The sequence below is a fragment of the Paenibacillus sp. GCM10028914 genome (assembly GCF_042666275.1).
Taxonomy (GTDB): Bacteria; Bacillota; Bacilli; order Paenibacillales; family Paenibacillaceae; genus Paenibacillus_AQ.
Genome location: NZ_JBHTFO010000018.1, coordinates 633,149 through 658,348, shown reverse-complemented (window position 1 = coordinate 658,348; position 25,200 = coordinate 633,149). Strand labels below are relative to the sequence as shown.

At 42.3% G+C, this 25,200-nt stretch carries 18 protein-coding genes; 2 read left to right on the top strand and 16 right to left on the bottom strand.

What is annotated here, in order from left to right; translation table 11 throughout:
- Positions 1–168: 168 nt before the first annotated feature.
- From metG to adhE, 13 genes are all read right to left on the bottom strand, one after another.
- Positions 169–2,142, bottom strand: a complete 1,974-nt coding sequence (gene metG, locus ACFQV5_RS23570) for a methionine--tRNA ligase (RefSeq protein ID WP_379250590.1) — start codon at positions 2,140–2,142, stop codon at positions 169–171.
- 392 nt (positions 2,143–2,534) lie between these two features.
- Positions 2,535–2,798: a membrane protein insertion efficiency factor YidD gene (gene yidD, locus ACFQV5_RS23565; RefSeq protein ID WP_379250588.1), complete on the bottom strand. Its 264-nt coding sequence runs from the start codon at positions 2,796–2,798 to the stop codon at positions 2,535–2,537.
- A 2-nt stretch (positions 2,799–2,800) separates the two neighbouring features.
- The gene (locus ACFQV5_RS23560) at positions 2,801–3,286 is read right to left on the bottom strand and encodes a Fur family transcriptional regulator (protein WP_379250586.1); all 486 of its coding nucleotides are present in this window, start codon (positions 3,284–3,286) and stop codon (positions 2,801–2,803) included.
- Positions 3,287–3,450: 164 nt separating this feature from the next.
- The gene (locus ACFQV5_RS23555; protein WP_379250584.1) at positions 3,451–6,243 is read right to left on the bottom strand and encodes a stalk domain-containing protein; all 2,793 of its coding nucleotides are present in this window, start codon (positions 6,241–6,243) and stop codon (positions 3,451–3,453) included.
- Between the two features lie 173 nt (positions 6,244–6,416).
- A complete protein-coding gene (gene nagZ / locus ACFQV5_RS23550; RefSeq protein WP_379250582.1) occupies positions 6,417–8,036 on the bottom strand; it encodes a beta-N-acetylhexosaminidase in 1,620 nt (539 codons plus the stop codon).
- Between the two features lie 50 nt (positions 8,037–8,086).
- Positions 8,087–8,875 (bottom strand): response regulator transcription factor, encoded by a 789-nt coding sequence (locus ACFQV5_RS23545; RefSeq protein ID WP_379250580.1) that lies wholly within the window; start codon positions 8,873–8,875, stop codon positions 8,087–8,089.
- Positions 8,853–10,703 carry a cache domain-containing sensor histidine kinase gene (locus ACFQV5_RS23540; RefSeq protein WP_379250578.1) on the bottom strand — a complete coding sequence of 617 codons (1,851 nt, stop codon included), beginning with the start codon at positions 10,701–10,703 and terminating at the stop codon, positions 8,853–8,855. Before ACFQV5_RS23540 ends, ACFQV5_RS23545 begins: the two co-directional genes overlap by 23 nt.
- 29 nt (positions 10,704–10,732) lie before the next feature.
- Positions 10,733–11,560 (bottom strand): carbohydrate ABC transporter permease, encoded by an 828-nt coding sequence (locus tag ACFQV5_RS23535; RefSeq protein WP_379250576.1) that lies wholly within the window; start codon positions 11,558–11,560, stop codon positions 10,733–10,735.
- On the bottom strand, positions 11,560–12,444 hold the full coding sequence (locus ACFQV5_RS23530; RefSeq protein WP_379250574.1) for a carbohydrate ABC transporter permease: 885 nt from the start codon (positions 12,442–12,444) through the stop codon (positions 11,560–11,562). The genes ACFQV5_RS23535 and ACFQV5_RS23530 overlap by 1 nt, the downstream gene beginning before the upstream one ends.
- Positions 12,445–12,539: 95 nt before the next feature.
- Positions 12,540–13,901 carry an ABC transporter substrate-binding protein gene (locus tag ACFQV5_RS23525; protein WP_379250572.1) on the bottom strand — a complete coding sequence of 454 codons (1,362 nt, stop codon included), beginning with the start codon at positions 13,899–13,901 and terminating at the stop codon, positions 12,540–12,542.
- A 188-nt stretch (positions 13,902–14,089) separates the two neighbouring features.
- On the bottom strand, positions 14,090–14,827 hold the full coding sequence (gene pflA, locus ACFQV5_RS23520) for a pyruvate formate-lyase-activating protein (protein WP_379250570.1): 738 nt from the start codon (positions 14,825–14,827) through the stop codon (positions 14,090–14,092).
- 66 nt (positions 14,828–14,893) lie between these two features.
- Positions 14,894–17,155: a formate C-acetyltransferase gene (pflB, locus tag ACFQV5_RS23515; RefSeq protein WP_379250568.1), complete on the bottom strand. Its 2,262-nt coding sequence runs from the start codon at positions 17,153–17,155 to the stop codon at positions 14,894–14,896.
- 279 nt (positions 17,156–17,434) lie between these two features.
- Positions 17,435–20,050 (bottom strand): bifunctional acetaldehyde-CoA/alcohol dehydrogenase, encoded by a 2,616-nt coding sequence (gene adhE / locus ACFQV5_RS23510; protein ID WP_379250566.1) that lies wholly within the window; start codon positions 20,048–20,050, stop codon positions 17,435–17,437.
- 316 nt (positions 20,051–20,366) lie between these two features.
- Between adhE and ACFQV5_RS23505 the strand changes: the two genes are divergently transcribed.
- Positions 20,367–21,086, top strand: a complete 720-nt coding sequence (locus ACFQV5_RS23505) for a Crp/Fnr family transcriptional regulator (RefSeq protein WP_379250564.1) — start codon at positions 20,367–20,369, stop codon at positions 21,084–21,086.
- Between the two features lie 158 nt (positions 21,087–21,244).
- Positions 21,245–21,403 carry an asparagine synthase gene (locus tag ACFQV5_RS23500; RefSeq protein ID WP_379250562.1) on the top strand — a complete coding sequence of 53 codons (159 nt, stop codon included), beginning with the start codon at positions 21,245–21,247 and terminating at the stop codon, positions 21,401–21,403.
- 91 nt (positions 21,404–21,494) lie between these two features.
- Here ACFQV5_RS23500 and ACFQV5_RS23495 read toward each other — a convergent pair whose 3' ends face one another.
- The 3 genes from ACFQV5_RS23495 to nirB are packed head-to-tail and all read right to left on the bottom strand — an operon-like array spanning position 21,495 to position 25,129.
- Positions 21,495–22,289 (bottom strand): formate/nitrite transporter family protein, encoded by a 795-nt coding sequence (locus ACFQV5_RS23495; RefSeq protein WP_379250560.1) that lies wholly within the window; start codon positions 22,287–22,289, stop codon positions 21,495–21,497.
- Positions 22,290–22,346: 57 nt separating this feature from the next.
- Positions 22,347–22,667 (bottom strand): nitrite reductase small subunit NirD, encoded by a 321-nt coding sequence (gene nirD / locus ACFQV5_RS23490; RefSeq protein WP_379250558.1) that lies wholly within the window; start codon positions 22,665–22,667, stop codon positions 22,347–22,349.
- Between the two features lie 23 nt (positions 22,668–22,690).
- Positions 22,691–25,129, bottom strand: coding sequence for a nitrite reductase large subunit NirB (nirB, locus tag ACFQV5_RS23485; RefSeq protein ID WP_379250556.1), 2,439 nt, complete (start codon positions 25,127–25,129; stop codon positions 22,691–22,693).
- Positions 25,130–25,200 lie beyond the last annotated feature (71 nt).

The following is a 25,200-nucleotide window of genomic DNA, read 5'->3' as shown; positions in this document are numbered from 1 at the left end:
TCGTAATGATTACTAATAAGATTATATAGGCACAGAAAAGATATTGTCAACTAAATCGTAAAAATTACTATTAAGATAGAAAAATGCTATATTTCTAGCACAAACAAAAAACGGTACACCCTATTACAGGGTATACCGTTCTATAATGATCCATTCAATTCGTAATCGTTATTTTACAATCGCACCATTCGGCATGTTATCCGGTACGGTTGCGAGCGTAAGTTCACTGCCTTTGGATGCAGCCAAAACCATACCTTGAGATAGTTCACCTCTAAGTTTCACTGGCTTCAGATTTGTAACACAGATGACTTTACGCCCAACCAAATCTTCCGGTTTATAAAATTTCGCGATACCGGATACAACCTGACGCTGCTCGTAGCCAAGATCCAGTTGTAGCTTCAGCAGCTTATCCGCTTTTTTAACTGGTTCAGCTGAGATTACCTGAGCTACACGAAGCTCAACTTTGGCAAAATCTTCGATACCAATCTCTTCTTTGTGCTCAATTTCTTCATCATCAGCAGGAACTTCCGTCTTAGCAGGTTCTTCTGCAGGCTTCGAACCACCAGTCATCGCCTCGGCGATGTATGCAACCTCTTGCTCGACGTCAAGACGCGGGAAGATTGGATCACCTTTAACCAGTTTTGTACCAGCAGGAATGCTTCCAAGTATACGCCCGCTATCCCAGCTTGTCAGTTCGCCTTCTTGAATACCGAGTTGCTCCCAGATTTTCTTCGGAGTACGGGTAAGGAATGGTTGAAGCAATATTGAGGAGATTCTGAGAGCTTCAACAAGATGACTCATTACAGATGCCAGCTCTTCACGCTTGCTCTCATCTTTGGCAAGTCCCCATGGCTGTGTCTCATCGATATACTTGTTGCTGCGGCTTACGAATTGGCCGATTGCGGTCAAAGCTACCGAGAATTCCATTTTCTCCATAGACTCTTCTACTTTGTCGAAAACAGTTTTTGCCGCTTCTTCCATAGATGCATCAAATTCAGTTACACCTGATTGATAAGCAGGAACTTCTCCATCAAAATATTTATCAACCATTGCTACAGTACGATTCAGCAAGTTACCCAGATCGTTAGCTAGATCCGAATTGACCCGCTCAACGAAGCTTTCAGGAGTGAACGTGCCATCTGCTCCAAACGGTACTTCACGCAGCAAATAATAACGAAGCGCATCAAGACCATAACGATCGATCATCGTTACCGGATCGACAACATTCCCTTTAGATTTGGACATTTTGCCATCCTTCATCAAAAGCCATCCATGCGCGAACACTTGTTTAGGAAGCGGCAAATCGAGCGCCATCAAAATAATTGGCCAATAAATCGTATGGAAACGGACAATCTCTTTACTCATCAGATGTACGTCAGCAGGCCAGTATTTATCAAATAGCGAACGATCTTCTGTTCCATAACCAAGAGCTGTTATATAGTTCAACAGGGCATCGATCCATACATAGATCACATGCTTAGGATCACTCTTAACTTTTACTCCCCACTCGTAGGTAGTACGAGATACAGCAAGATCCTCAAGTCCCGGTTTAATAAAGTTGTTGATCATTTCATTCTTACGGGAAATCGGTTGAATGAAATCCGGATTCTCTTCATAGAACTGAAGGAGACGATCTACATATTTACTCATCCGGAAGAAATAGCTTTCTTCTTTTACCAATTCTACTGGGCGTCCGCAGTCTGGACAATTGCCATTAACAAGTTGGCGCTCAAGGAAGAAGGACTCGCAAGGAGTACAGTACCATCCTTCGTAATCCCCCTTATAAATGTCACCCTGCTCCAAAAGCTTCTCAAATACATCTTGAACAACTTGAGTATGACGTTTTTCCGTAGTTCGGATAAAGTCTTCATTTGAAATATCTAGCTTCTTCCACAGTTCTTTAATCCCTGCAACGATATCATCCACGAATTGCTGAGGTGTCTTGCCAGCTTCAGCTGCTTTACGTTCAATTTTCTGACCATGCTCATCGGTACCGGTCAAATAACGAACATCGTATCCGCGTAGACGCTTGTATCTGGCCAAAGCATCACCTGCTACCGTTGTGTACGCGTGACCGATGTGCAGCTTATCACTAGGATAATAGATCGGAGTTGTAATATAAAATGTCTTCTTGTCAGCCATGAGTCATCTCATCCCTTCTCACTGATTGGTTATTCACTTTGGTTGCTTGTGAAAACACAACAAAAAACCCCCGTCCACTATGGGACGAGAGTTGTTCTCACGTGTTACCACCCAAATTCCCTGCACCCTTTCGGGTATCAGGCTCACCGACCGTCTTCAGATAAGACGACCGTCCATTAACGCTGGATCACGCCACTCCTTTACGCCAGTTTAAACTGGATCGCTCAAAAGCGGTTCCTCCAAGACCATTTTCCGAAATCTGTCTTGACCGGTTTGCAGCTACCCCGGCTCTCTGTACAAGACATGTCCTTCCGTACTTATCTCTTCCTCGGAAATACTTATATAACTTCAATATAATCAACGAACCTATAGGGTGTCAAGAATACTTGTCATCAGGCATGAACATCCTCATCATTCCTGGAGCCCTTACGAGGTGGTACGAGATCGACCCCACCTGGATTAAAAGGATGACACCGGGCTATACGCTTGGCTGCAAGCCAAGATCCTTTGAGCGCACCATGCACTTCAATTGCCTCAAGAGCATACGCAGAGCAAGTAGGATAAAATCGGCAAGTAGCTGGTTTCAAGGGTGAAATAAACTTTCGATAGATATGAACCGGCACTTGCACCACACGCTTAGCTGTCAACTTACTCATGATTATGATTCCAGCTTTCCATTATCAATGGATATGTGATTCTGTAATGGTTGGCTTTTCTTCGTCACTTTATTATCCTTAACACAGTCTTTACAGTATCCAAATACTTCGAATTTATGCTGCACGACCTGAAAGTCCTCAGGCCCATCCGTGACCTGCATCGGACAAAATTTAATCGGGTATGTCTTCTGACATTGCAGGCAAATCATATGATGATGGTGGTGTTCCTCACTGCAGCTCGCTCTAAATTTAATGCCTTCTTCAAAGACGACCTGTTCCAGCACCCCAAGATCATATAACACTCTTAGATTGCGATATACCGTATCAAAGCTAAGACCACTATATTTCTTGCCCATATATTCATATACATCCTTAGCCGTTAAATAACCAGGATGCTCTCCAAACAATTTGGCAAGCGTTTTGCGCTGATCGGTGATGCGCAGACCGTTCTCGGACATGCTATTAATGATCTGTTCCGTCGTCAGCATACGCATTCAGCCTCCTGTATAACTTATTACGAGCTTGAGTCCTTCATCTACTAATAATGCATGAAAAAATCTGACTCGTCAACGAGACTGGCATCAGGTATCTTCTTAGGCATAATAAAAAACCCAAGTCTCCACTTTCTCTGGAGACTTGGGGGAAACTTGATTTAATCGTTTGATTTCAATGCCGGCAACGGCGTGAATAGGAAATTGATTGGCAAGCTGCTGCCTGGAGCAGCTGTAAACACAATTTCAACCGACTGTTCATAGTTGCCTGTGCGATATAAGATGCTAGCATCATTAGGAGCGGATGCTGCAGAGGTATTAGGCGCACCTACAATATTGCCATTAACCATAACGACGCCCATATATTTACCTCCACGCGGGTTAAACGAAATCAATGTGTTCGGTGCTACTCGATTTAGTTTAATACGATAAACGACACCGAAATTACCTGCGTTAGATGTTGGATAACCCGTGATGCCGTCATACCCCGTCAAATTCGGATCACTTACTTTATCTCCAATAGCTAAACGCATTGGAGTAGTTCCAACAAGTTCTTGCGTTTCAATCAGTCGCGTAGAATCCGAATAAGTCCCCCGATTATGGACTCCGTCACTTGGGTGAAGCCGCAAGTATGGAAGCTTTTGAATCGGATCTTTACTCTCTTCAACCATGACGATATCATAACGAACCGGCGAATCCGTATAAACATCTGCAAATAAGGAGACTACCTGTTCATTCTTTATTGTATTAGCACTTAACTCGGTGAGAACAACTCTACTCTCTCCTGGCTTGAGTGAGATAGTCTTATAGTCATTTCCACTCTGCATAGATTCGAAAAATCTTTGTACAGAGACTTTTCCGGTGGCAGTAGGGATATTAATAGGGCCTCCAAATCCTACATATTCTGTCGTTAAAGATGCAGCTGTATCATTAATATTCGTAGCAACAACATACATTTTCACGTTCTTACCGGTCGCGTTGAGATGATGGATCATGAACCGTGTAGCTCCAACACCTGTTTCACGGTAAACAATACCTTCGGTATAAACCGTTTCCGGGCTGTTACTACGGATTAACATTCTCGGTTCCGAGGTTCTCGTATATGCCACTTGGTTCATCGACGGTACTTTCGAACCGTCGAAGATATATTTTTCTCCGATCTCAGCGAATAATTGACTGAATTCCTCACGAGTATACAATGTTTCACCAGTAATGATGATTGTCTTCTCATAGTAATTCGTCGCTCCGTGTTTATCCGTAACAGTAAGTCCTACCTTTACAGATCCCGGTGTAAAAAAGGCTGCCGCGTTATTATCCCAGTCCCATTTCACGATCGCATTCTCATCATCTGTACTCTGATCGATATAGGTGATTTTCTCACCCATCTTGTATTCATCCTTTTCCGTTGTAAACATAGCTACTGGTGGTTCGTTAGGTACCAGTACCTCGACGGTCACTGAATACGGATCACTCCATTCACCGCTTGAGTCTTGCACAGAATAAGTAATGGTTCGTATACCCGGTTCTGTAAACACTTCCTCTCTTCCTTCCCAATGCTCATCGATAATCGGAAGTCCGGAAGGAGAGTAAGCTGTAGTTTTATATCTCACTTGGGTCTGACCTGCAAAAATTTCATTATTTTCAATCGTAAAGGAAGCTATAGGTTTGGTGCTTAAGCTGAGAATAACGCGCTTGTTAGGCTGATCCACCTTATAAGGAATATCCAAAGCTTGTGTAATCGATGTCAGCGGAACCATAAAAACGTTATTCGATTGATATGCGGCACCCTTCATCTTGGTCTTCACACCATTAACGGTATAAACAGCGCTATTGGTTTTAAAACGAAGTTCGTCATTTCCACGAATGATTACAGTTTCTTTGGACTTGCTGTCATAGGTCAGTTTTAGTCCAACACGATTAACCAATGATCGAATAGCTACATAAGATACTCCATTCTTCACAGCCATGGGTTGTCCAGCTATGTACAGCTTTCCGTTATGATACATCTTGTCGCTGTTCATCATTAATATTAAACCAGGCTCATTCGTAATCGGTGGCTTCGGATCTACAGAACCACTTCCGTTCTCATTTCCACTACCAATACCAGAAAGATCTAGTATGACCTTCTTCTCAGCTTGATTAACTTTATAAGGAATTCCGAGCGCCTGTGTAATCGACGTGAGCGGAACCATAAATGTATTCTTGTATTGATATGCTGGACCTTTCATAGGCCGAGACTCGCCGTTAACCTTATAATTGCTACTATCTGTTGTAAAACGAAGCTCATTTCCATCTTTAATAATAATAGTTTCTTTCGTGGAGTTATCATAGGTTAGTTTCAGACCAGCCCGTTCAACCATCGCACGAATCGAGATGTATGATACACCGTTCTTAACTGCCATCGGCTGGGCAGCCTTATAAAGGGTTCCATTATGATACATATTAGCGCTATTCATCATCAATACGAGTTCATTACTTGATGAATTCTCAGTACCTAATTCCTGTTTCGTATCTGCTTGGGATTCTGAAAGCACCTGGCCTGTTAGGCTATCTTGCGTCTTCGTATCCTTAACGTCTGTCTCCTCATTCGCAGGAGAGTTATCTGGCGGGGATATCGCTTTGTCATTGTTATCACCATTGCTGTTTTCTATCCGATCCTGTTCCTCGTTCATCGCTTCAGCATCGTTACTATTCTCTTGTAACGAATCTTCGACGGATACTGGCGAGTCATTTGGTGACAACCCTGGGTTAGTCGCATAGCTAGATACATCTTCCTCTTGTGGCTGCAACTTTAGAGATTGTTGCTGTTCTAATTCTCCGCTGTTCGTATCCTCTGATGGAACCATCACTTGACCGGGTACGATGACAGCAGAAGACTGTGCACTTACTGGCACAACTGTCGAAACTTGTGCCATAACAAGTGCCGTGATGATGGACATTCTCTTCAGTTTCATATTCTGCTCCTTTAACTCCTGTGTGATTTTGATTCTATCTATCTAAACATCATAGTATTAGACGTCCAATACCGGTAAAAGTTGCTAAATTTCTTCCGAAAAGAAAAAGCCGGGAGTTCTCCAAACAAGCAGAACTCCCGACTTCTATATAACTATGAGTAAATAACAACATATTAAAGCTTTGAAACGGATTGATTATTATCATTCAAACTTACCGGAAGTCTACCTTCTGGAACCACTTCACCATATAGCACACCCGCCAATGCATCCATATAGAAAGGCGTATTCTCATAACAGCATAAATATGTTGAGATTTGAGGAAGATCATTCAAATCATAAGGATTCCGTGTTGAAGCGATAATCAGTTTAACAGATTCTAGCTGCCGAAGTTTCTCTACAAGCTTTCGCTGCCCTGAAGGAAGTCTACTCTCTGAAGTATAAGTCGCTACAACCACTTGTTTATATCGACTAGCTTCTTTAACTGCTGCCTCAACTTCCTCATCCGATAGTTCGGTACCAATACGGATTTCCTCAATGAGTCCACCACGGACTCCTAATGCATCACCTAAAGTGTAAGAACGACTCCAAGCTTCATCCACTTGAGTTGCTTTCAAGAGTTCCGGCCAATACACTAACGTGGATTCTTTACGATCTAAAGGAAGTTGTTTCTCATCTTGTACTAACGTGATGCCTTTGCCTGCAATTTCAGACAAAAGCCCTTTGGCTTCTTTGCTTATTTCTTCAATATCCACCGCTGGCAGATTCGCACAAGTATCAGCATTTCTCATCTTAAGTGACAAGATCCGCTCAACTGAAGCATCGATACGCTCTTCTGAAATACGACCACTTTGAACAGCGTTCAAAACAGCCTGAATAGCCGATTCCTGTTCTGATAACCTATGACTAACGAGCACACAGTCTGCTCCTGCTTCAATAGCGCGGACAGCGCCTTCAGGTATTCCAATCCCTTTAGATATCGCGTGCATCTCTAGACAATCTGTAATGATTAGTCCAGAAAAGCCCATCTCTTCACGCAGTAATCCTGTTAGTACGGCATGAGATAAGGTGGCAGGAATACCATCCGGCTCAATAGCCGGGAAGCTAACGTGAGCAGTCATAATCGCTTCAACTTTAGCTTTGATTGCTTCCTTGAACGGATAGAGCTCCACTTGGTCCAGTCGTGAGCGATCATGAGGAACAGAGGCTAGCCCTAAATGGGAATCAACACTCGTATCTCCGTGACCTGGGAAGTGTTTCGCTGTCGCGGAGACACCTTCTTCCTGATACCCCCTAATAGCAGCTACACCATGTTCAGCGACCGCTTTAGGGTCCTCACCAAACGAGCGAACACCAATGACAGGATTAAGCGGATTATTATTAACATCTATACAAGGTGCAAAGTTCATATTAACACCTAGAGCTCGCAATTCTTGTGCACCTATTCTTCCAACCTGGTAAGTATACTCCTGACTATTGGCAGCTCCCAGTGCCATGTTACCAGGAATCCGGCTGATGCCTTCGTGATCTATCCTAGCTACCATACCGCCTTCCTGGTCGATTGACACGATGAGCGGAGGCTGTCCACTTGATGTAGCAAGCTCTTGAAGTGATGATGACAGATCCGACAACTGCGATAGCTTCTTTACGTTTCTTCGGAAGTAAACAATACCGCCCACATGGTAATCCAGAATCAATTTTTTGGCATGATCGTTAGGCGTTAGTGCATCAAAACCACAAATAAACATCTGACCAATTTTTTGTTCTAATGTTAGATCTGAAACCTTCCAATTCATAACATACAAACCTACCTTCTCCAGATATAATAGGCGTTGATAACGATATATTACAACGCTTTAGAGCTGCTACATACTTCTCGGAATTCAGACGGCGTCATCCCTGTTGCTTTCTGAAACACTTTTGTGAAATATCTGCGCTCGTGATACCCTACAAATGCTCCAATCTGCGCTATATTCTTATCACTGTTGGTCAGAAGGAACTTGGCAGCCTCCATACGTTGCTTTGTCAAATACTCAACAAAAGTAATTCCAACATGGTTCTTGAATAACAGACAGAAATAGCTAGAGCTTATTCCAAGATGATCAGACAATTCCTCGATTCCCAAATCTGCTCCTAAATTTGTATTGATATAATCCAGTGCGATCATCATTAATTGCTCTGGAGGCTTCTTAACAGAATCAGGATCTGGAACGCTGTCGATCAGAGAAACCGAATTAAAGTATTTCTCTTTCACATGTTTCTTACGGATTTCTTCGCCTATTTCACGAATTCTATCTTGCAGCTCGAAATAATGAATGGGCTTACTGATATAATCCTTAACGCGTAGCTTAATCGCTTCACGAGCATATTCAAACTCCTGATAACCCGTCAGTAAAAATATTTCGGCATCGCTTCCACTCTCTCTTAATTTCGTAATAAATGTTAATCCGTCCATCACTGGCATACGGATGTCGCATAAAACCAAATCAGGATCATGTTCTTCAGCGATTGAAAGAGCCTCTATACCGCTTCGAGCTAGCCCAATTACTTCCATACCCAAGTCGTTCCAAGGTATGACTTTGTTTAGATTATTCAGAATAGGTGCTTCATCGTCAACCAATAGAACTTTTAGCATGTTGTCCTTCTCCTCCTCCATAATTAGGTATGACACAATGTATAATCGTACCTCCAGGCTGACTAGAGCAAATAAACAATCCATAGGCATCCCCATATTGGATTCGGATACGATCGGCAACACTGCGAATACCAAGTCCTCGTCTTTCCTGATTCAATTTCAAGTTTTCCGATTCAGATTGAGAAGATCTTCTGTCTTCCTGCATCATATATTCAAAAACCGACAGCTGCTTGGAGTTCATACCCAAACCGTTGTCTTCCACCTGAACAATAAGGTTCCCCCGTTCACACCATGCCTTAATCAGGATCTTTCCTTTATAATCGATACCTTCAAATCCGTGCTGAATACTATTCTCGACAAGTGGTTGCAGCGTTAGTTTCATAATCCGGCAATTCAAGGCCTCTTTAGGAACGTCAATCTCGTAATCAAAAACATCTTCGAACCGGAACTTTTGGATTTCTAAATAGCTTCTTAAATACTTAAGCTCTTCTTCAAGCGTGATCTCTTCCTTGTCTTGAATACTAATCCGTAAAATACTAGCTAGACGGTACACCATCTCACTGACCTTTCGACCTTCGTTCTGAACAGCCAGCACATTAATAGATTCAAGCGTATTAAATAGGAAATGAGGCTTGATCTGAGCCTGTAGCAATCGCATATGCGCCTCGGTTTTTAGTCGTTGTTCATTGTGAATCTGATCAAATAATCGATTAATTCGATTCATGAGATCATTAAAGCCTTTCGATAAAAGAAGCAGCTCATCCTCGCCTTTCTCTTCTACCCTCGCGCTTAAATCTCCATCTTCCACTCGACGCATAAAGCGCACAATGACAGCAATTGTTCCGGTAATTCGGTCCATAAAAAATTTATTAAATGCGATAGCAGTAACTAGGCAAAGTCCAAGAATGACAATAAACCATTTCGCAAAAGAGGTAACTTCTTGTGAAAGTGAATCCCATTTCGTTACCGAAACTAAACTCCAAGGATACCCTTCCAGCTTATGTATGGAAACAACGCTTTCTTCACCGTCAAACTTTGCTTTAAAGCTCTGGTACTCTGATTGATATTGAATCTGTCTTTCCATAAAAGCATTCATATTCTTGCCATCATTTTGTTCTCTCGGATCGAACAGAATCAAGCCTTCATCATTCACAAGTAAAAACGAGGTGTCCTGCAAATTGTTCGGCAAGGTCAGGTTCCGGAAAATCCGTTCAAATTCAAGTCGTTTAATCTGAACAACAAGAATACCTTCTTTACGGAACGTCTCCATATTCTTCACAAGGCGTATTTGAGTGAACACCGGTTCCATCCCGCTAAGTTCAGGATACTCATGAGGTGCAATCCATTTAGGCACACCGTTAAGCTCTACAACTTCCTTGTATAAAGGACTTTTCTTGAAATCCACAAAAGGTAGAGCGCCGAAATTCTCTTTCGTAAAGATCGGAACATGGCTCGATTCTTTGTACATATTGTACAAAAATGCATAACTAATCGCCGGATGATTGTATAAAAGATTGCGGAAATTCCGTTGACTCGCATTCAAATTCAGTTGCTCAGAATTTGTTATATAGTCTTGGGAATCAGGATCATCGGCTTTTAAAGCTGTCGAAAATACCGATGATACGATCCCACTATCCGTTACATTCTCCATCTCATCAAATACTTTAAGAATACTGTAACTAATCGCTTTCAAGGAATATTCCGCCTGCTGGCTGTATTTCTTCTCTATTGAGTTGTATGTTACAAAGAAAGTGAACAAACCCAATACAAGTAAAGGAATGATGATAAGTCCTAAAAATGCTGTGAATAACTTATTCCTCAGGTTCATACACAGTCCCCTACCTAATTCATTCTAGTTTATCCTTTAACACTGCCTGCAGTTACTCCTTCGATGATCTTCTCCTGAAGAATAGCATATATGATGAGAACTGGCAGTACACTAAATACGATTCCAGCAGACATCTGAGCATAATTTGTATTGTACGCATCCCTAAATCCGACCATGCCGACAGGAAGTGTTCTTAGTTCATCATTGGATAAGAAATAGTTTGCTAACAAGAATTCATTCCAGTTACCCAGAAAGTTAATGATGAATACGGTAACAATCGCGGGAACTGTAAGTGGCAAAATAATTCTTGTAAACAATCCTCCAGACCTTAATCCATCAATAACTGCAGCCTCTTCAATTTCACTAGGAATTGAACGCATAAATGCTGCGAGAATGATCACGGAGAATGGGATCGCGTTAGCAACATACGGTAGTATTAGAGCCATATGTGTATTTATAATATCTAGTCTTTTCATTATACCGTATATTGGAAGTAGCAACGAGTTATTTGGAATCAGCATACCAATCAATATAAGTTGAAAAATAATTGAGCTAATTCGGTTATAACGCATTCTCGTCACTGCAAATGCCAACATCGCTGCGAACAGGATTGATAAGCAGGCGGACAGAACACCGATATACAAACTATTAAAAAAATAGGTGCTAATCTTAGCATTAACCCAAGCATTTACGTAATTATCAAACACGAATGTACTAGGAAGACCAAACGGATTCATGGCTATTTCCTGGTTATCAACTTTCACGGAAGAGAACAGTACGAATAGAAAGGGGTATAAAATGACGAGCATATAAGCTAGCAAAAAGAAGTGAGGTATAAACCTTTTAAATGCTCTCATCAGTATTCAATCCTTTCTGTACGTCTTGCAATCAACAGTTGATAAATAATCGTTATTAGCATGGTAAACACAAAGATCAGAACGGCAATCGTGTTACCGAACCCATGCTGGAAGCTCGTAATTGCATAACGGATCATGTAGGTTGCCATGACATCTGTTGAACCAAAAGGGCCGCCTTTAGTCATAACAAGTACAATATCTGCAGCTTTCATCGCTCCTGCGATGGATAACATAATAACAACAGAAATAATCGGCATGATAAGTGGAAGTGTAATTTTCCGTGCTCTTTGAAAGCCAGTTGCACCGTCAATTGCAGCAGCCTCATCCAACTCTTTAGGTATCGAAATAATCGCGGCAAGTACCATAACGATATAGAAACCGGTCCACTGCCAAGCGTTTGTTATCAGAATGGAAATCATGGCCCATTTTTTCTCAGATAGCCAGTAAATCGGTTCTACTCCAAACAATCCTACAATTTCATTCATCAAACCAAAATCCGGATTGTAAATAAAACCCCACAAAATACCGATTACAGCCGTGGACATGATAGATGGAGCAAATACAGCGGTTTTATATAACCCCTTGAGCTTCTTCACGTTGGCAATAAGTAAGGAGAAGAAGACGATTATAGGGACCTGAATGAAGCATGAAAATACAATAAAATACACATTATTTCTTACGGATTTCCAAAATGCAATATCTTCAACTGCTCTAGTATAGTTATCAAATCCAATATATTTTACATTCTTAGATATCCCGTTCCAGCTCGTAAAACTGTTGTCTATGGCTGTGTAAATGGGATAGATAAAAAAGGCCAAGAACAGTATGAACGCCGGCAGAACAAACAAAACATAAGTTACTGGGTTTCTCAGCGCTTTATTCATGGTAACCTCCAAGTTTTATGTCTCTATTGATTAGAGGAAAGGGCACCCCCTAGTCTATACGGTGCGCCCCATCCTACTAAACTATTATTTCTTGATTATTCTTCTGTTGCATTTGCAGCTTCTTGAGCCGCCTGCACATCTTCCAGCATCTTCTGTGCGTCGCTTTCGCCGCCAATCACTTGCTGAATACCAAGGCTCAAAGCTGTATTTACACTTGCTTGAACTAACGCATCAAATGCAGGGAATGATTTATCGATTTCGCTGACTGCTTTGAAGATATCTTGCATGATCATTTCGTCGGATGTGGAGTTCAGTGTAGAAACCTCCATTTTCATAGCTGGCAATACACCATCTTCTTTCAAACCACGAATCTGCATTTCATCTGTCCACATGTTTTTGATAAACTCTTTAACCGCTGCCATCTTTCTTGGATCTTCCTGAACTGAAGCTGAGAATCCATATCCGTTGTTTGCATCCTGCATGACGACTACAGGGTCTCCCTCATTCACTGGAGGCAAGTTGAAAAATCCAATCTTACCTACCATATCACCAGCCTGTTTAGGATCTCTGAACACACTGTTTGCCCAAGAACCGTCCATCATCATGATCGCTTCTCCTGAGATAATCTGGTTTCTCATATCAGCGTATTCAAAGCCAAGCTCGCCTTTCTTGTAGTACCCTTTTTCAACCCATTCCTGATGCTTCTTCACCCCTTCTACAACTTTAGGGTCGGTCCATTTTGTCTCCCCCGTCTTAAATCCATATGTGATTTCAGGACCTGCATAATAAGCCCACAGGTTATTCGTTGTCATTAATGGAATCCACGCTTCTTTGGAAGACTGTGCAAACGGAATCTTCCCATCCGCTTTAATGGATTCTGCGATATTCTCTAGTTCAGAAAGCGTCTTAGGAACCGCTAATCCTTTTTGATCAAAATACTCTTTATTGTAAAAGATCCCTTCGATCGAACCACCGATTGGTAAACCATAAACTTTACCATCAAGGATAAATGGATCCAGTGTTGTGAATTTATCTTTAATACCTAACTCTTCAATAATTGGAGTAATATCGAGCATCAAGCCTTCTTTCGCATAAACGCCGGCATCTGGGCTACCAAACACGTCGAAAATTTCAGGGGGTTTACCAGAAGCCATCTCGCCTCTCAGTTTCTCTTTACGGTTCACTTCTGAATCAACAGCATCCAGATTAAGCTTGAGTCCAGGTATAGCCTCCTCTGTCTTTTTCACTACATCTTGAAGTAAAGCCAGTCTGAATTTCTTAGCATCACCGACTTGCGTATGACGGATAGTCATTTCGAATGGCTCGTTACTTACTGCAGGCGGCTCTGTAGATCCCTTATCTGGTTCATCGACCGACTTGCCTCCTCCACAACCAGATACGAAAGCAGAAGTGACCAGAAGTAGAGACATCATCAGTGCAAGGCTTTTCTTCTTCATGTTATTTGACCCTCCCCAAATATTTGTTTTCTTATCCTCATTATAGAAAGCGGTTTCAGTTTAATAAAGATCGACATACTTCTAGCTGGGGGGTAATATTCTCTAATAAAACAAAAAAACCTTGCCATTACGGCAAGGTTTTTACTGATCAAATAACTAGTGAAAACAGTATATCAATTTGTACTCCATTATACAGACTGTACTTCTGATCTACCCTTCTCAATCAAACGATATGCTCGGGCAACTTCTTCATCAGTAGGCGAAGGTACTCCTTCGAGTGGATATTCTTTTCCTAAAGCTTCCCACTTATAAACGCCCATCTGATGATAAGGCAGAATTTCAAACTTCTCTACTCCGTTAAGTGTACCAATAAAGCGTCCCAGTTCCAGTAAATCTTCCTCTTGTTCATGAATACCAGGAACATATACGTGTCTGATCCACATTTTACGACCATTATCAGATAACCAACGTGCCATCTTCAAAGTACGTTCATTGGATTTACCAGTCAGTTCAATATGCTTCTCAACATTAATATGTTTCAAGTCAAGTAGCACCAAATCCGTATTCTCGAGCAATTCACGAATCTTTTCCGGTTCATTATAACCATTGCTATCAAGTGTTGTATGAAGATTCCAACGACGCTTCACTTCTTGAAACAACTGAGTTACAAACGGGTACTGCAGTGTTGGCTCTCCTCCCGATACGGTAAGTCCACCGCCGGAAGAACGGTAGTATTGAAGATATGGTTCTATCTCGGAGAGCACCTCATCGACGGTCATCTCCTGCCCTTCATTCAACCCCCACGTATCCGGGTTGTGACAGTACTGGCATTTCAGCAAGCAGCCTTGCATAAAGAGTACAAAGCGGATACCCGGACCGTCCACCGTACCAAACGTTTCTAGGGAGTGCACATGACCTTTTATCATATGATGTCATCCTTTCTGTATCCGCTCTGGTCAAAACAATGTTATTACTAACATTACCCAGCTGAATTACATCGAACCATGGAAAGTACGGTTGATAACGTCCAGCTGCTGCTCGCGAGTCAATTTAATGAAGTTTACTGCGTAACCCGATACACGGATTGTCAATTGTGGGTAGTTCTCTGGGTGTTCCATAGCATCCATCAACTGTTCACGATCAAATACGTTCACGTTCAGGTGATGTGCGTTGCTGCCGAAATATCCATCAAGCATGGATACCAAGTTGTTTTCACGAGTCGACGCATCTTTACCAAGCGCTTTCGGCACGATGGAGAAGGTATTCGAGATACCATCCAAGCTGTCCTCGTAAGGCAATTTCGCAACAGAGCTTAGGGAAGCAAGTGCACCCTTCTTATCGCGTCCATGCATTGGGTTTGCACCAGGTGCAAATGGTTCGCCAGCTTTACGTCCATCTGGTGTAGTACCTGTCTTCTTACCATATACAACGTTCGAAGTAATAGTAAGTACAGATTGAGTTGGTAGCGCATCGCGATATGCTCTGTGTTTACGGATCATACCCATGAAAGTCTCAACCAGCTCAACAGCAATGCTGTCTGCACGATCATCGTTGTTACCGTAGCAAGGGAATTCGCCTTCGATTTCAAAGTCAACAGCGATGCCTTCCTCGTTGCGAATAGGTTTAACTTTAGCATATTTAATGGCGCTCAGGGAGTCTGCTGCAACCGAGAGACCCGCGATACCGCAAGCCATTGTACGAAGAATGTCGCGGTCATGCAGAGCCATTTCAATACGCTCATAGGAATATTTATCATGCATATAGTGAATAACATTAAGTGTGTTCATATACAGCTTCGCAAGCCACTCCATCATTGGTTTGAAGCGTTTCATAACTTCATCATAATCGAGAGTCTCAGCTGTAATTGCAGGATACTCTGGTGCTACTTGAACTCCGGACTTCTCGTCACGTCCACCGTTGATTGCATACAAGAGTGCTTTTGCCAGGTTCGCACGAGCTCCGAAGAATTGCATTTGCTTACCAATTCTCATAGCGGATACGCAGCAAGCGATACCGTAGTCTTCACCATAGATTGGACGCATCAAATCGTCATTCTCATATTGAATGGAGCTTGTTTCAATGGAAACTTTAGCACAGAACTTCTTGAAGCCTTCAGGCAACTTTTCGGACCACAAAACAGTCAAGTTTGGCTCTGGTGCAGGTCCAAGATTGTAAAGTGTGTGCAAGAAACGGAAGCTGTTCTTGGTTACACGAGTTTCCCCGTTCAAGGACATACCACCAATGGATTCAGTTACCCATGTTGGGTCACCGCTGAACAGATCGTTGTAATCAGGTGTACGCAAGAACTTAACGATACGAAGCTTCATAACGAAATGGTCTACGAGCTCCTGAGCAGTCTCTTCTGTCAGTGTGCCTTCTGCCAAATCACGTTGAATGTAAACATCCAAGAACGATGATACACGTCCAAGGGACATTGCCGCACCATTCTGTTCTTTGATCGCAGCAAGGTAACCGAAGTATAGCCACTGGAATGCTTCTTTAGCCGTATTTGCAGGCTTAGAAATATCAAAGCCATGCATTTGAGCCATTTGTTTCAATTCTTTAAGTGCACGAATTTGCTCAGACAATTCTTCACGAAGACGAATTACTGGCTCATCGATCACATCTACTTCTAAAGTGCTAAGTTCATTTATTTTATCTTGAATAAGGAAGTCAATACCATATAGTGCAACACGGCGATAGTCACCGATAATACGTCCACGACCATATGCATCTGGAAGACCTGTTATGATACCAGCTCTACGTGCATTACGCATTTCAGGTGTGTAAGCATCGAATACGCCTTGGTTATGTGTCTTACGAATATGCGTAAACATATCTACAATACTTGATGGAAGCTCAAAACCATAAGCATTACAAGCATCGATCATCATTTTAATTCCGCCGAAAGGCTGAATCGAACGTTTGAAAGGCTCATCTGTTTGCAAACCAACGATTTGTTCTTTATCTTTATCCAAATAGCCTGGTTTATGCGAGATAATCGTAGAAGGATTATTTACATCTACATCCAGTACTCCGCCAGCTTCACGTTCTTTTTTAGTCAGATCGGAAACAATTTCCCACAATGCTTTAGTGTTCTCAGTAGGACCAACCAAGAACTCATCATTACCATAATAAGGTTCGATGTTCTTAGCAATAAACTCGTTTACGTCTACCGCTTTAGTCCATTTACCTGTTTTGAACCCTCTCCAACCGGACTGCATGTCTTTAATTTCTTTTTCAATCACCGACATTTAAAATCCCTCCAATTTATGTTCTGTTGTTGAGGCATGAGCTTATTATTCTATCTTCTCATGTCCATCATCCCAGATCAATAAATGTGATGCTTTTCACAACCTTGGGCGTTATTACCAACCACTACAACAACCCGCTTAACTGTACGAATTATTATCTGAGATTGTTTTTACACTTTTATTTTAGACTTCATCCATATACACAGCTGTGACAAATATCACAAAGTTGGTGATATTTGTCACGCTGAAAATTATACCATTTATAATTGTAGATAAAGATTAAAAGCGTCCGTAGAATGCGTTCCGGTATACGTCAGCAAGCTCAGTTACGAGTGGCAGTTTTGGATTCGCCGTAGTGCACTGATCTTCGAATGCACGATCAGCCAAATAGTCTACGCGGCTCTCAAAGTCAGCTGGATCAATACCAAGCTCTTGGAACGACTCTTCTATTCCGAGTTTCTTATTCAGATCGCGAATAGCGTTAATCAAGCTGTTCACGCCTTCTTCTGTTGTGCGAGCCGGCAGGCCAAGAATGCGAGCAATCTCTGCATATCTTTCATCGGCAACAAAATGTGTGTATTTAGGCCATGCTGCAAATTTCGTCGGTTTCTTCGCATTGTAGCGAATGACGTGAGGCATCAGAATCGCATTGGTGCGTCCGTGAGCTGTATGGTACTGACCGCCCCATTTATGAGCTAAACTGTGGTTGATACCCAGGAATGCGTTGGCAAACGCCATACCAGCAAGCGTCGAAGCATTGTGCATTTTTTCACGAGCTAGCTTATCACCAGTCAAAGCCGACTGTTCAAGATACTGGAATACGAGCTGAATGGCTTTGATTGCAAGCCCATCTGTATAATCATTAGCCATGACGGATACATAAGCTTCAATTGCATGCGTTAGTACGTCCATACCTGTATCAGCAACAGCTGTTTTAGGTAAGCTGTACACGAACTCAGGATCAATAATCGCTACGTCTGGAGTCAGCTCATAGTCAGCCAGAGGGTACTTCGTATTGCCTTGTACTTTATCTGTAATAACCGCGAACGAAGTTACTTCCGAACCTGTACCCGATGTCGTTGGAATCGCAACGAACTTCGCTTTTTGTCCAAGACGAGGATATTTATAGATCCGTTTACGAATATCCATGAATTTTTGTTTCAGGTTGTTGAAATCTGTATCTGGGTATTCATAGAACAGCCACATTGCCTTGGCAGCATCCATCGGCGATCCTCCACCGAGTGCAATGATACAATCCGGTTGGAATCTCTTCATCATTTGAGCACCGCGCTCAACTGTTGTTGTCGATGGATCTGGTTCTACCTCCGAGAATACTTCAATAGCAACCGGTACCTGGCGCTGACGCAAATAGTGCTCAACCTTTTCTACATAACCCAGCTTCACCATCATTGGGTCAGTAACGATTGCTACACGAGTGATATCCGGCATTTTGGCAAGGTATTGAGTCGACCCTTTTTCAAAATAAATTTTGTTCGGCACTTTGAACCATTGCATATTCACGGTACGGTGATTCACCCTTTTCACGTTGATCAGATTAACTGCACTTACGTTCGAAGATGTAGCATTTCGTCCATACGATCCACAGCCGAGCGTGAGCGATGGTAAGTTTGTGTTGTAAATGTCACCAATACCACCTTGCGAAGACGGTTGATTTACCAGCACGCGGCAAGTTTGCATACGATCCGAGAACTTTTGAATGATTTCTTCATTATTCGAATGAATTACCGAAGAGTGACCCATTCCGCCAAAAGCAACGACTTCTGCAGCACGTTCAATCCCTTGTTCTGCGTTCTTCACTTTATAGCAGGCAAGAATCGGGCTGAGCTTCTCAGCTGATAATGGGAATTTTGGTCCTACACCGTCGATCTCCGCTACAAGAATCTTCGTACCTTCAGGTACATCAATGCCGCAATCTTTAGCGATCTTAGTTGCTGGCTGCCCAACGATTGCAGGATTTACCGCACATTTCTCAGCCACGATTGCACCTGCGGTCAGTTTAGTTGCTTCTTCTTTGTTTACGAAGTAACAACCGCTCGCAATCATTTTTTTCTTCACTTGTTCAAAAATTGTTTCTTCTATAATAACGGCCTGTTCCGATGCACAGATCATACCGTTGTCAAATGTTTTCGAGAGGATGAGGTCATTAACAGCTTGATCAAGATCGGCCGATTTTTCAATAAAGCATGGTACGTTACCAGGACCCACACCGAGAGCTGGTTTACCGCAGCTATATGCTGCCTTAACCATTGCAGATCCACCTGTAGCCAAAATACAAGCAACATCAGGGTGATTCATCAGCGTATTCGTTTTATCCATGGAAGGAGCATCAATCCATTGAATACAGTTTTCAGGAGCGCCATGCTTCACTGCAGCTTCCAGCAAAATTTTAGCTGCTTCCCGGCTGCACGCTTGTGCGGATGGATGGAATCCAAAGATAATTGGGTTTTTGGTCTTAATCGCAATGAGTGCTTTGAAAATCGTTGTTGATGTTGGATTCGTTACTGGAGTGATACCCATAATGATGCCTACAGGTTCAGCAATCTTCTGGTAATTACCGTAAGGATTGTCTTCAATGACGCCAACCGTTTTCTCGTATTTAATACTGTTATGAATATACTCGGTTGCGAACATGTTCTTGATGATTTTGTCTTCGTAAACACCCCGGCCTGTTTCTTGCACGGCCATTTTAGCCAAATACATATGTTTATCTAGACCAGCTAATGCCATGGCTTGAACGATTTCATCAATCTGTTCCTGATTCAGAGCTTTAAACTGCTCACTAGCTCGATTCGCCTTATTGATCAATCCTTGAATGTAATCTTTTGCAGTTTCCTGTTGCTTAATCTCCGTAACTCCATTGTTCTTAACAGCCATTTCCCTCATCCTCCTGTAAAAAAATGTTTTTTATCTCTCTGTACTTCGATAATATCACAGGGTTCTCCAAAAAGATAGTGAATTTTTTCACAAAGATAAAAGTTTTTTTCAGAAATAATTACAAGCGCTTACATCCAGCTTAATTCCCCACTTGTCTGTGTTTTCTTACACTTCTATTTCATTGTTTCTAGTGAAATTCATCACAATGTTTGAAATATCGCCACTTTTTCCTCTCTTTCACATCCCACAAGTGAATGTATTCACGTTATAATTTATTTAAATTTAACAGAAAAATTTAGAGTTAGGGGATATAGACATGAAAACTTTGGATTGTGTCATTGAAACCCAAGGAAATACTAGCTGTTTCTCAGAGCAAAATCTCAACCGACTCCTTGTAAGTATGAAGGATCGTATAATACCAGAAGGTTCACATCTATTTTGGGAAGGCGACTTCTCCGACAAATTGTATTACATTAAGCGTGGACGTATTAAATTGACTAAATCCACTGACGAAGGTAAAGAACTAATCCTATATATGTACCAAGCGGGCGATATGGTAGGCCAAGCCGATCCTTTCTTTAGCACGAAACATAGTTTTTCGGCCGAAGTGCTTGAAGAAACTGAAGTCGGGGTCATTGAACATAAAGATTTAGAAATTCTTATTTGCCAACACTGTGATTTTGCTATTGATTTCATGAAATGGATGGGTATCCATCACCGCATTACCCAAACCAAGTTCAGAGATTTAATGATGTATGGTAAGCCAGGCGCTCTTAGTTCCACCCTCATCCGCCTTAGCAACACATATGGAGAAACGCAGGCGGACAATTCGATCCTGATTAACAAAAAAATCACCCATACCGATTTATCGAATATGATCGGTGCAACGCGTGAGAGCGTAAACCGTATGCTTAGCGATCTACGAAAAAAAGAAGTTGTTGAGTATGCGAGCGGAATGATTGTCATTAAGAACTTAGCTGCACTCCAGGAAATTTGCCACTGTGAGCTTTGTCCAAATGAAATCTGCAGAATTTAATATTGTTGCCTATTATTTATTCACAATAGATTAGGCTGAAATAGAATGATTAGAGACGCTCCAATTCATTGGGCGTCTTTGTTGTTATACATAAAAGCACTGTAACCGCCCATAATAAAGAGGGTCGTTCCAATTCATTCATTAAAGGAGTGTTTTGCATGCGTGAAGGTTTGATTCCTGCTGTTCTTGGAACTGTAGTATCTGCTTCCGGCGCCGCTCTGTTAAGCAGCAAGTATAAACTTGCCGCAACCGGAATTTTGGGGTTTGGCCTCGCTCATATAGTATTGGGTGCGATTGACCTTGTAGAACACCGGTAGACTGTTTTGGAAGACTTATTATAAAAGGACACTCTTTAAGCCATAAATCGGCTAAGAGTGTCCTTTTTTCTATCCAACATCAAAATAATATCTATTTATGGTTACGAGGCTTCCCCTTTACTGGTGAAATGAACCAATACGCCATGCCTACAAATACGCCTCCACCGATAATATTCCCCAGTGTAACTGGAATCATATTGCTAATCCAACCGGCAATCGATACCGTTTCGGGATGTCCCGGCAGGATCGTAGCCAAGGAAAGCAGCGTCATATTCGCAATGCTGTGCTCGTAGCCCGTGGCAATAAAGGCAAACAAACACCACCAGATAAGAATGAGTTTAGCTGTGTCTTCTTTTGCACGACTTCCCATCCATAGGGCAAGACAGACGAGCCAGTTACATAATATACCACGAAAGAATAGTTCCATAAAGGGTGCATTCATCTTGTTAGCAGCTACAGTAAACAGCAAATGATCAGGAGCAATCCCCTTAAATAAACCAGTCCCCCAAACTAGCAGACTTAGCAGTACAGCCCCACCCAGATTACCTATAAACACGATTAACCAATTTTTCGTTGTATCTAAAACCGATGTTCGTCCAGCTAACGTACTCATGGTAAAAAACATATTATTACCCGTAAAAAGTTCCGCGCCAGCAAATACAACCAGTGTCAGTGCAATCCCGAAAGATGCTCCCATTACTAATGTCTGAAATGGTGAACCTGCTGCTGCAAACGGCGCCCCAAGTTTAAAGATCAAAATGATTCCTACACCAATATAGGCACCGGCAAGTAAAGCTGAAATGAAATATCTAATCAAGTTTCCATTCATTTGCTCGTTTTTTTTGGCTGCTGCTTCGACGATGTTCTCTACTCCCTGTGTATACATCACGCTACCTCCTGTGTAGTCTGTCTATAGGGGGAAATGCGTTAAATAATAATTCCTTTAGACAGCAATCTGTACAACGTCTCCCACCAGCCGAATTTCATAAGTCCGTACTTGACCCTGATCAGGTGCCTGCACCTGGCCACTTTCTAAGTCAATCCTCCAGTCGTATAAAGGATCGTACAGATAATGACCCGACACAATGCCTTCAGCCAAAGGACCGCCCTTTGGATGCGGGTTTTTATTCTCTAAAGCAAACAATCGGCCATCGGATGTGCGGAATACCGCTATCTCTTCATTTTCTATTACCACAACTTTCCCAATACGCATCATAAATTCATCAATTTTTCCAATTTCGATAAACTCACTCGTCTTCGTCATGACTTATTCTCCTTTGCATAAATTTACTCTGCTACTGAAGGCTCAGCTTCCTGGAACAAGTTTCTACGAATCTTCGGATCATTCACTACTTTCTGCCAAGGATCTTCAACTTGCTGAAGGGCAACTTCAATTCTATCCACTAATGCTTTCCGCTCCTTCTGATCCTCAAGGATGACTTGCTTAATGTTGTCCAGACCTAAACGTTCAACCCATTCCGAGGTTCTTTCCAAATAATTAGCTGTTTCACGGTAATATTGCATTACAGCAGCACAGATTTCAAATAGTTCCTCGTCGGTTCTAACTTTGCAAAATGAGTCTGCAATGCGTGGTTTGATTCCCCCGTTTCCGCCAATGAATACTTCCCAACCTCCATCGTTACCAACAATACCAATATCCTTCGTGCACGACTCAGCACAGTTACGTGGACAACCATTCACAGCCATTTTGAACTTAGCGGGGAAGTCTAATCTTTCGAACTTCTTCTCCAGCAATGCCCCAACATTCATCGAATCTTGTGTACCAAAGCGGCAAAATGCTGCACCCACACAAGTTTTCACCGTACGAAGCGATTTAGCGTAAGCATAACCCGATGGCATATCGAGTTCTTCCCATACTTTAGGTAAATCTTCCTTCTTCACGCCAATCAGATCTAAACGCTGTCCACCGGTCACCTTCACTACCTTAACATCATATTTAAGTGAAATGTCCGCAATCCGCTTCAAATCTTCCGGTGTTGTCACGCCTCCATACATACGTGGAACTACAGTATACGTGCCATCTTTCTGAATATTTGCATTCATCCGCTCGTTTACAAAACGAGATTCCTTCTCATCTTCATAGATCTCTGGGTAAATCATGCCAAGATAATAATTGATCGCTGGACGGCACTTCGAGCAACCTTCAGGCTCACTCCACTCCAGAACATTCATGACTTCCTTAGTCGTTGTTAATCCTTTAGCACGAATTTCAGCTACGATTTCATCACGATTAAGTGTTGTACATCCGCAAATCCCCTGCTTCGTAGCCGTTTTAAAACCGTCTCCAAGCACATATTGCAGGATCTCTTCAACCATCGGTTTACACCCGCCGCAAGAACGCGTTGCTCCAGTGCATGCTTTAATTTCATCCACTGTGGTCAGACCTTGATTAGTCACTGCATCCACAATGGTCTTCTTTGTCACCCCGTTACATCCGCATACAATCTCATCGTCTGCCATATTCTCGACAGAGTTAACTTTCTTGGCGCCTCCGCCACAGCACCCTGTTCCCATAACCATACTGTATATTTCATCTGTCATCACAGCTTCCTGCTTAATGAGCTTTTGTAACGATGCCGATTCCGTTACATCACCGAACAATACAGCACCAACAATCACGTTATCCTTAAGCAGAATTTTTTTGTATGTCTTCTTCCACTCATCTTTAGCCGCAATCACGGTATGTTCAGGGCCTTCAATAAATTCACCTGCAGAAAACACATCCACACCGCTAATTTTCAGCTTCGTCGAAACGATTGAGCCTTCATACGGTTTCGTCTCCACACCGCACAGATGCTTGGCAAGCACCATTCCTTGCTCGAATAACGGCGCTACAAGACCGTAGCATACACCCCGGTGCTCATCGCACTCACCAACAGCATATACATCATGCATGGATGTCCGGAGATAGTCATCCACAACAATTCCGCGATTAACTGTAATTCCGCTCGCTTTAGCTACTTCAACATTCGGTTTAATTCCAACAGCCATAACGACAAATTCCGCTTCTAGTTCAGTTCCATCCTTAAAGCGAAGTCCAGTAACTCGTTCGTCACCGAGCAGCTCTTCAGTCTGCTTGCCCATAGCGAATTTGATCCCTTGGCTTTCCAGTTCTGCCTGCAGCATCGATGAAGCATTATGGTCGAGTTGCCGCTCCATCAAATCATTCATCAAATGGACAACCGTAACATCCATACCTAGGTTAACCAGACCCTTGGCAGCTTCAAGACCAAGGAGTCCTCCACCAATAACTGCAGCTTTCTTGTACCGTTTGGCGGCCTCAAGCATCTGATTGCAATCCGCAATATCTCTAAAACCTACTACACCTTCTTTATCACTCCCAGGCACTGGTAAGATAAAAGGATTCGAACCTGTAGCAATGATAACCCGATCATAAGGAACTGTCAGGCCATTATTAGCAACAACTACTTTATTCTCTTCATCAATCTTCGTAACTGTTGTTCCTACATGTAGTGTAATATTGTTTTCCTTATACCAATTCCAATCGTTTAATACGATATCATCAACTGTTTTGCTGCCATCCAGAACATAGGACAACATAATTCGGTTATAGTTCGGGTGCGGCTCACTGCCGAATACTGTAATATCGTACGCGCCGCCTAGTTTAATAATTTGCTCTACTGTGCTTATACCTGCCATTCCATTACCTATAACGACTAGCTTTTGTTTTAGTTTGTCAGCCATATTCGCTTCCTCCTTCAAAGGCAAATCCTATCCGTTCAATCTCTGTATAAAGATAGCCTTCATGTTCAGAT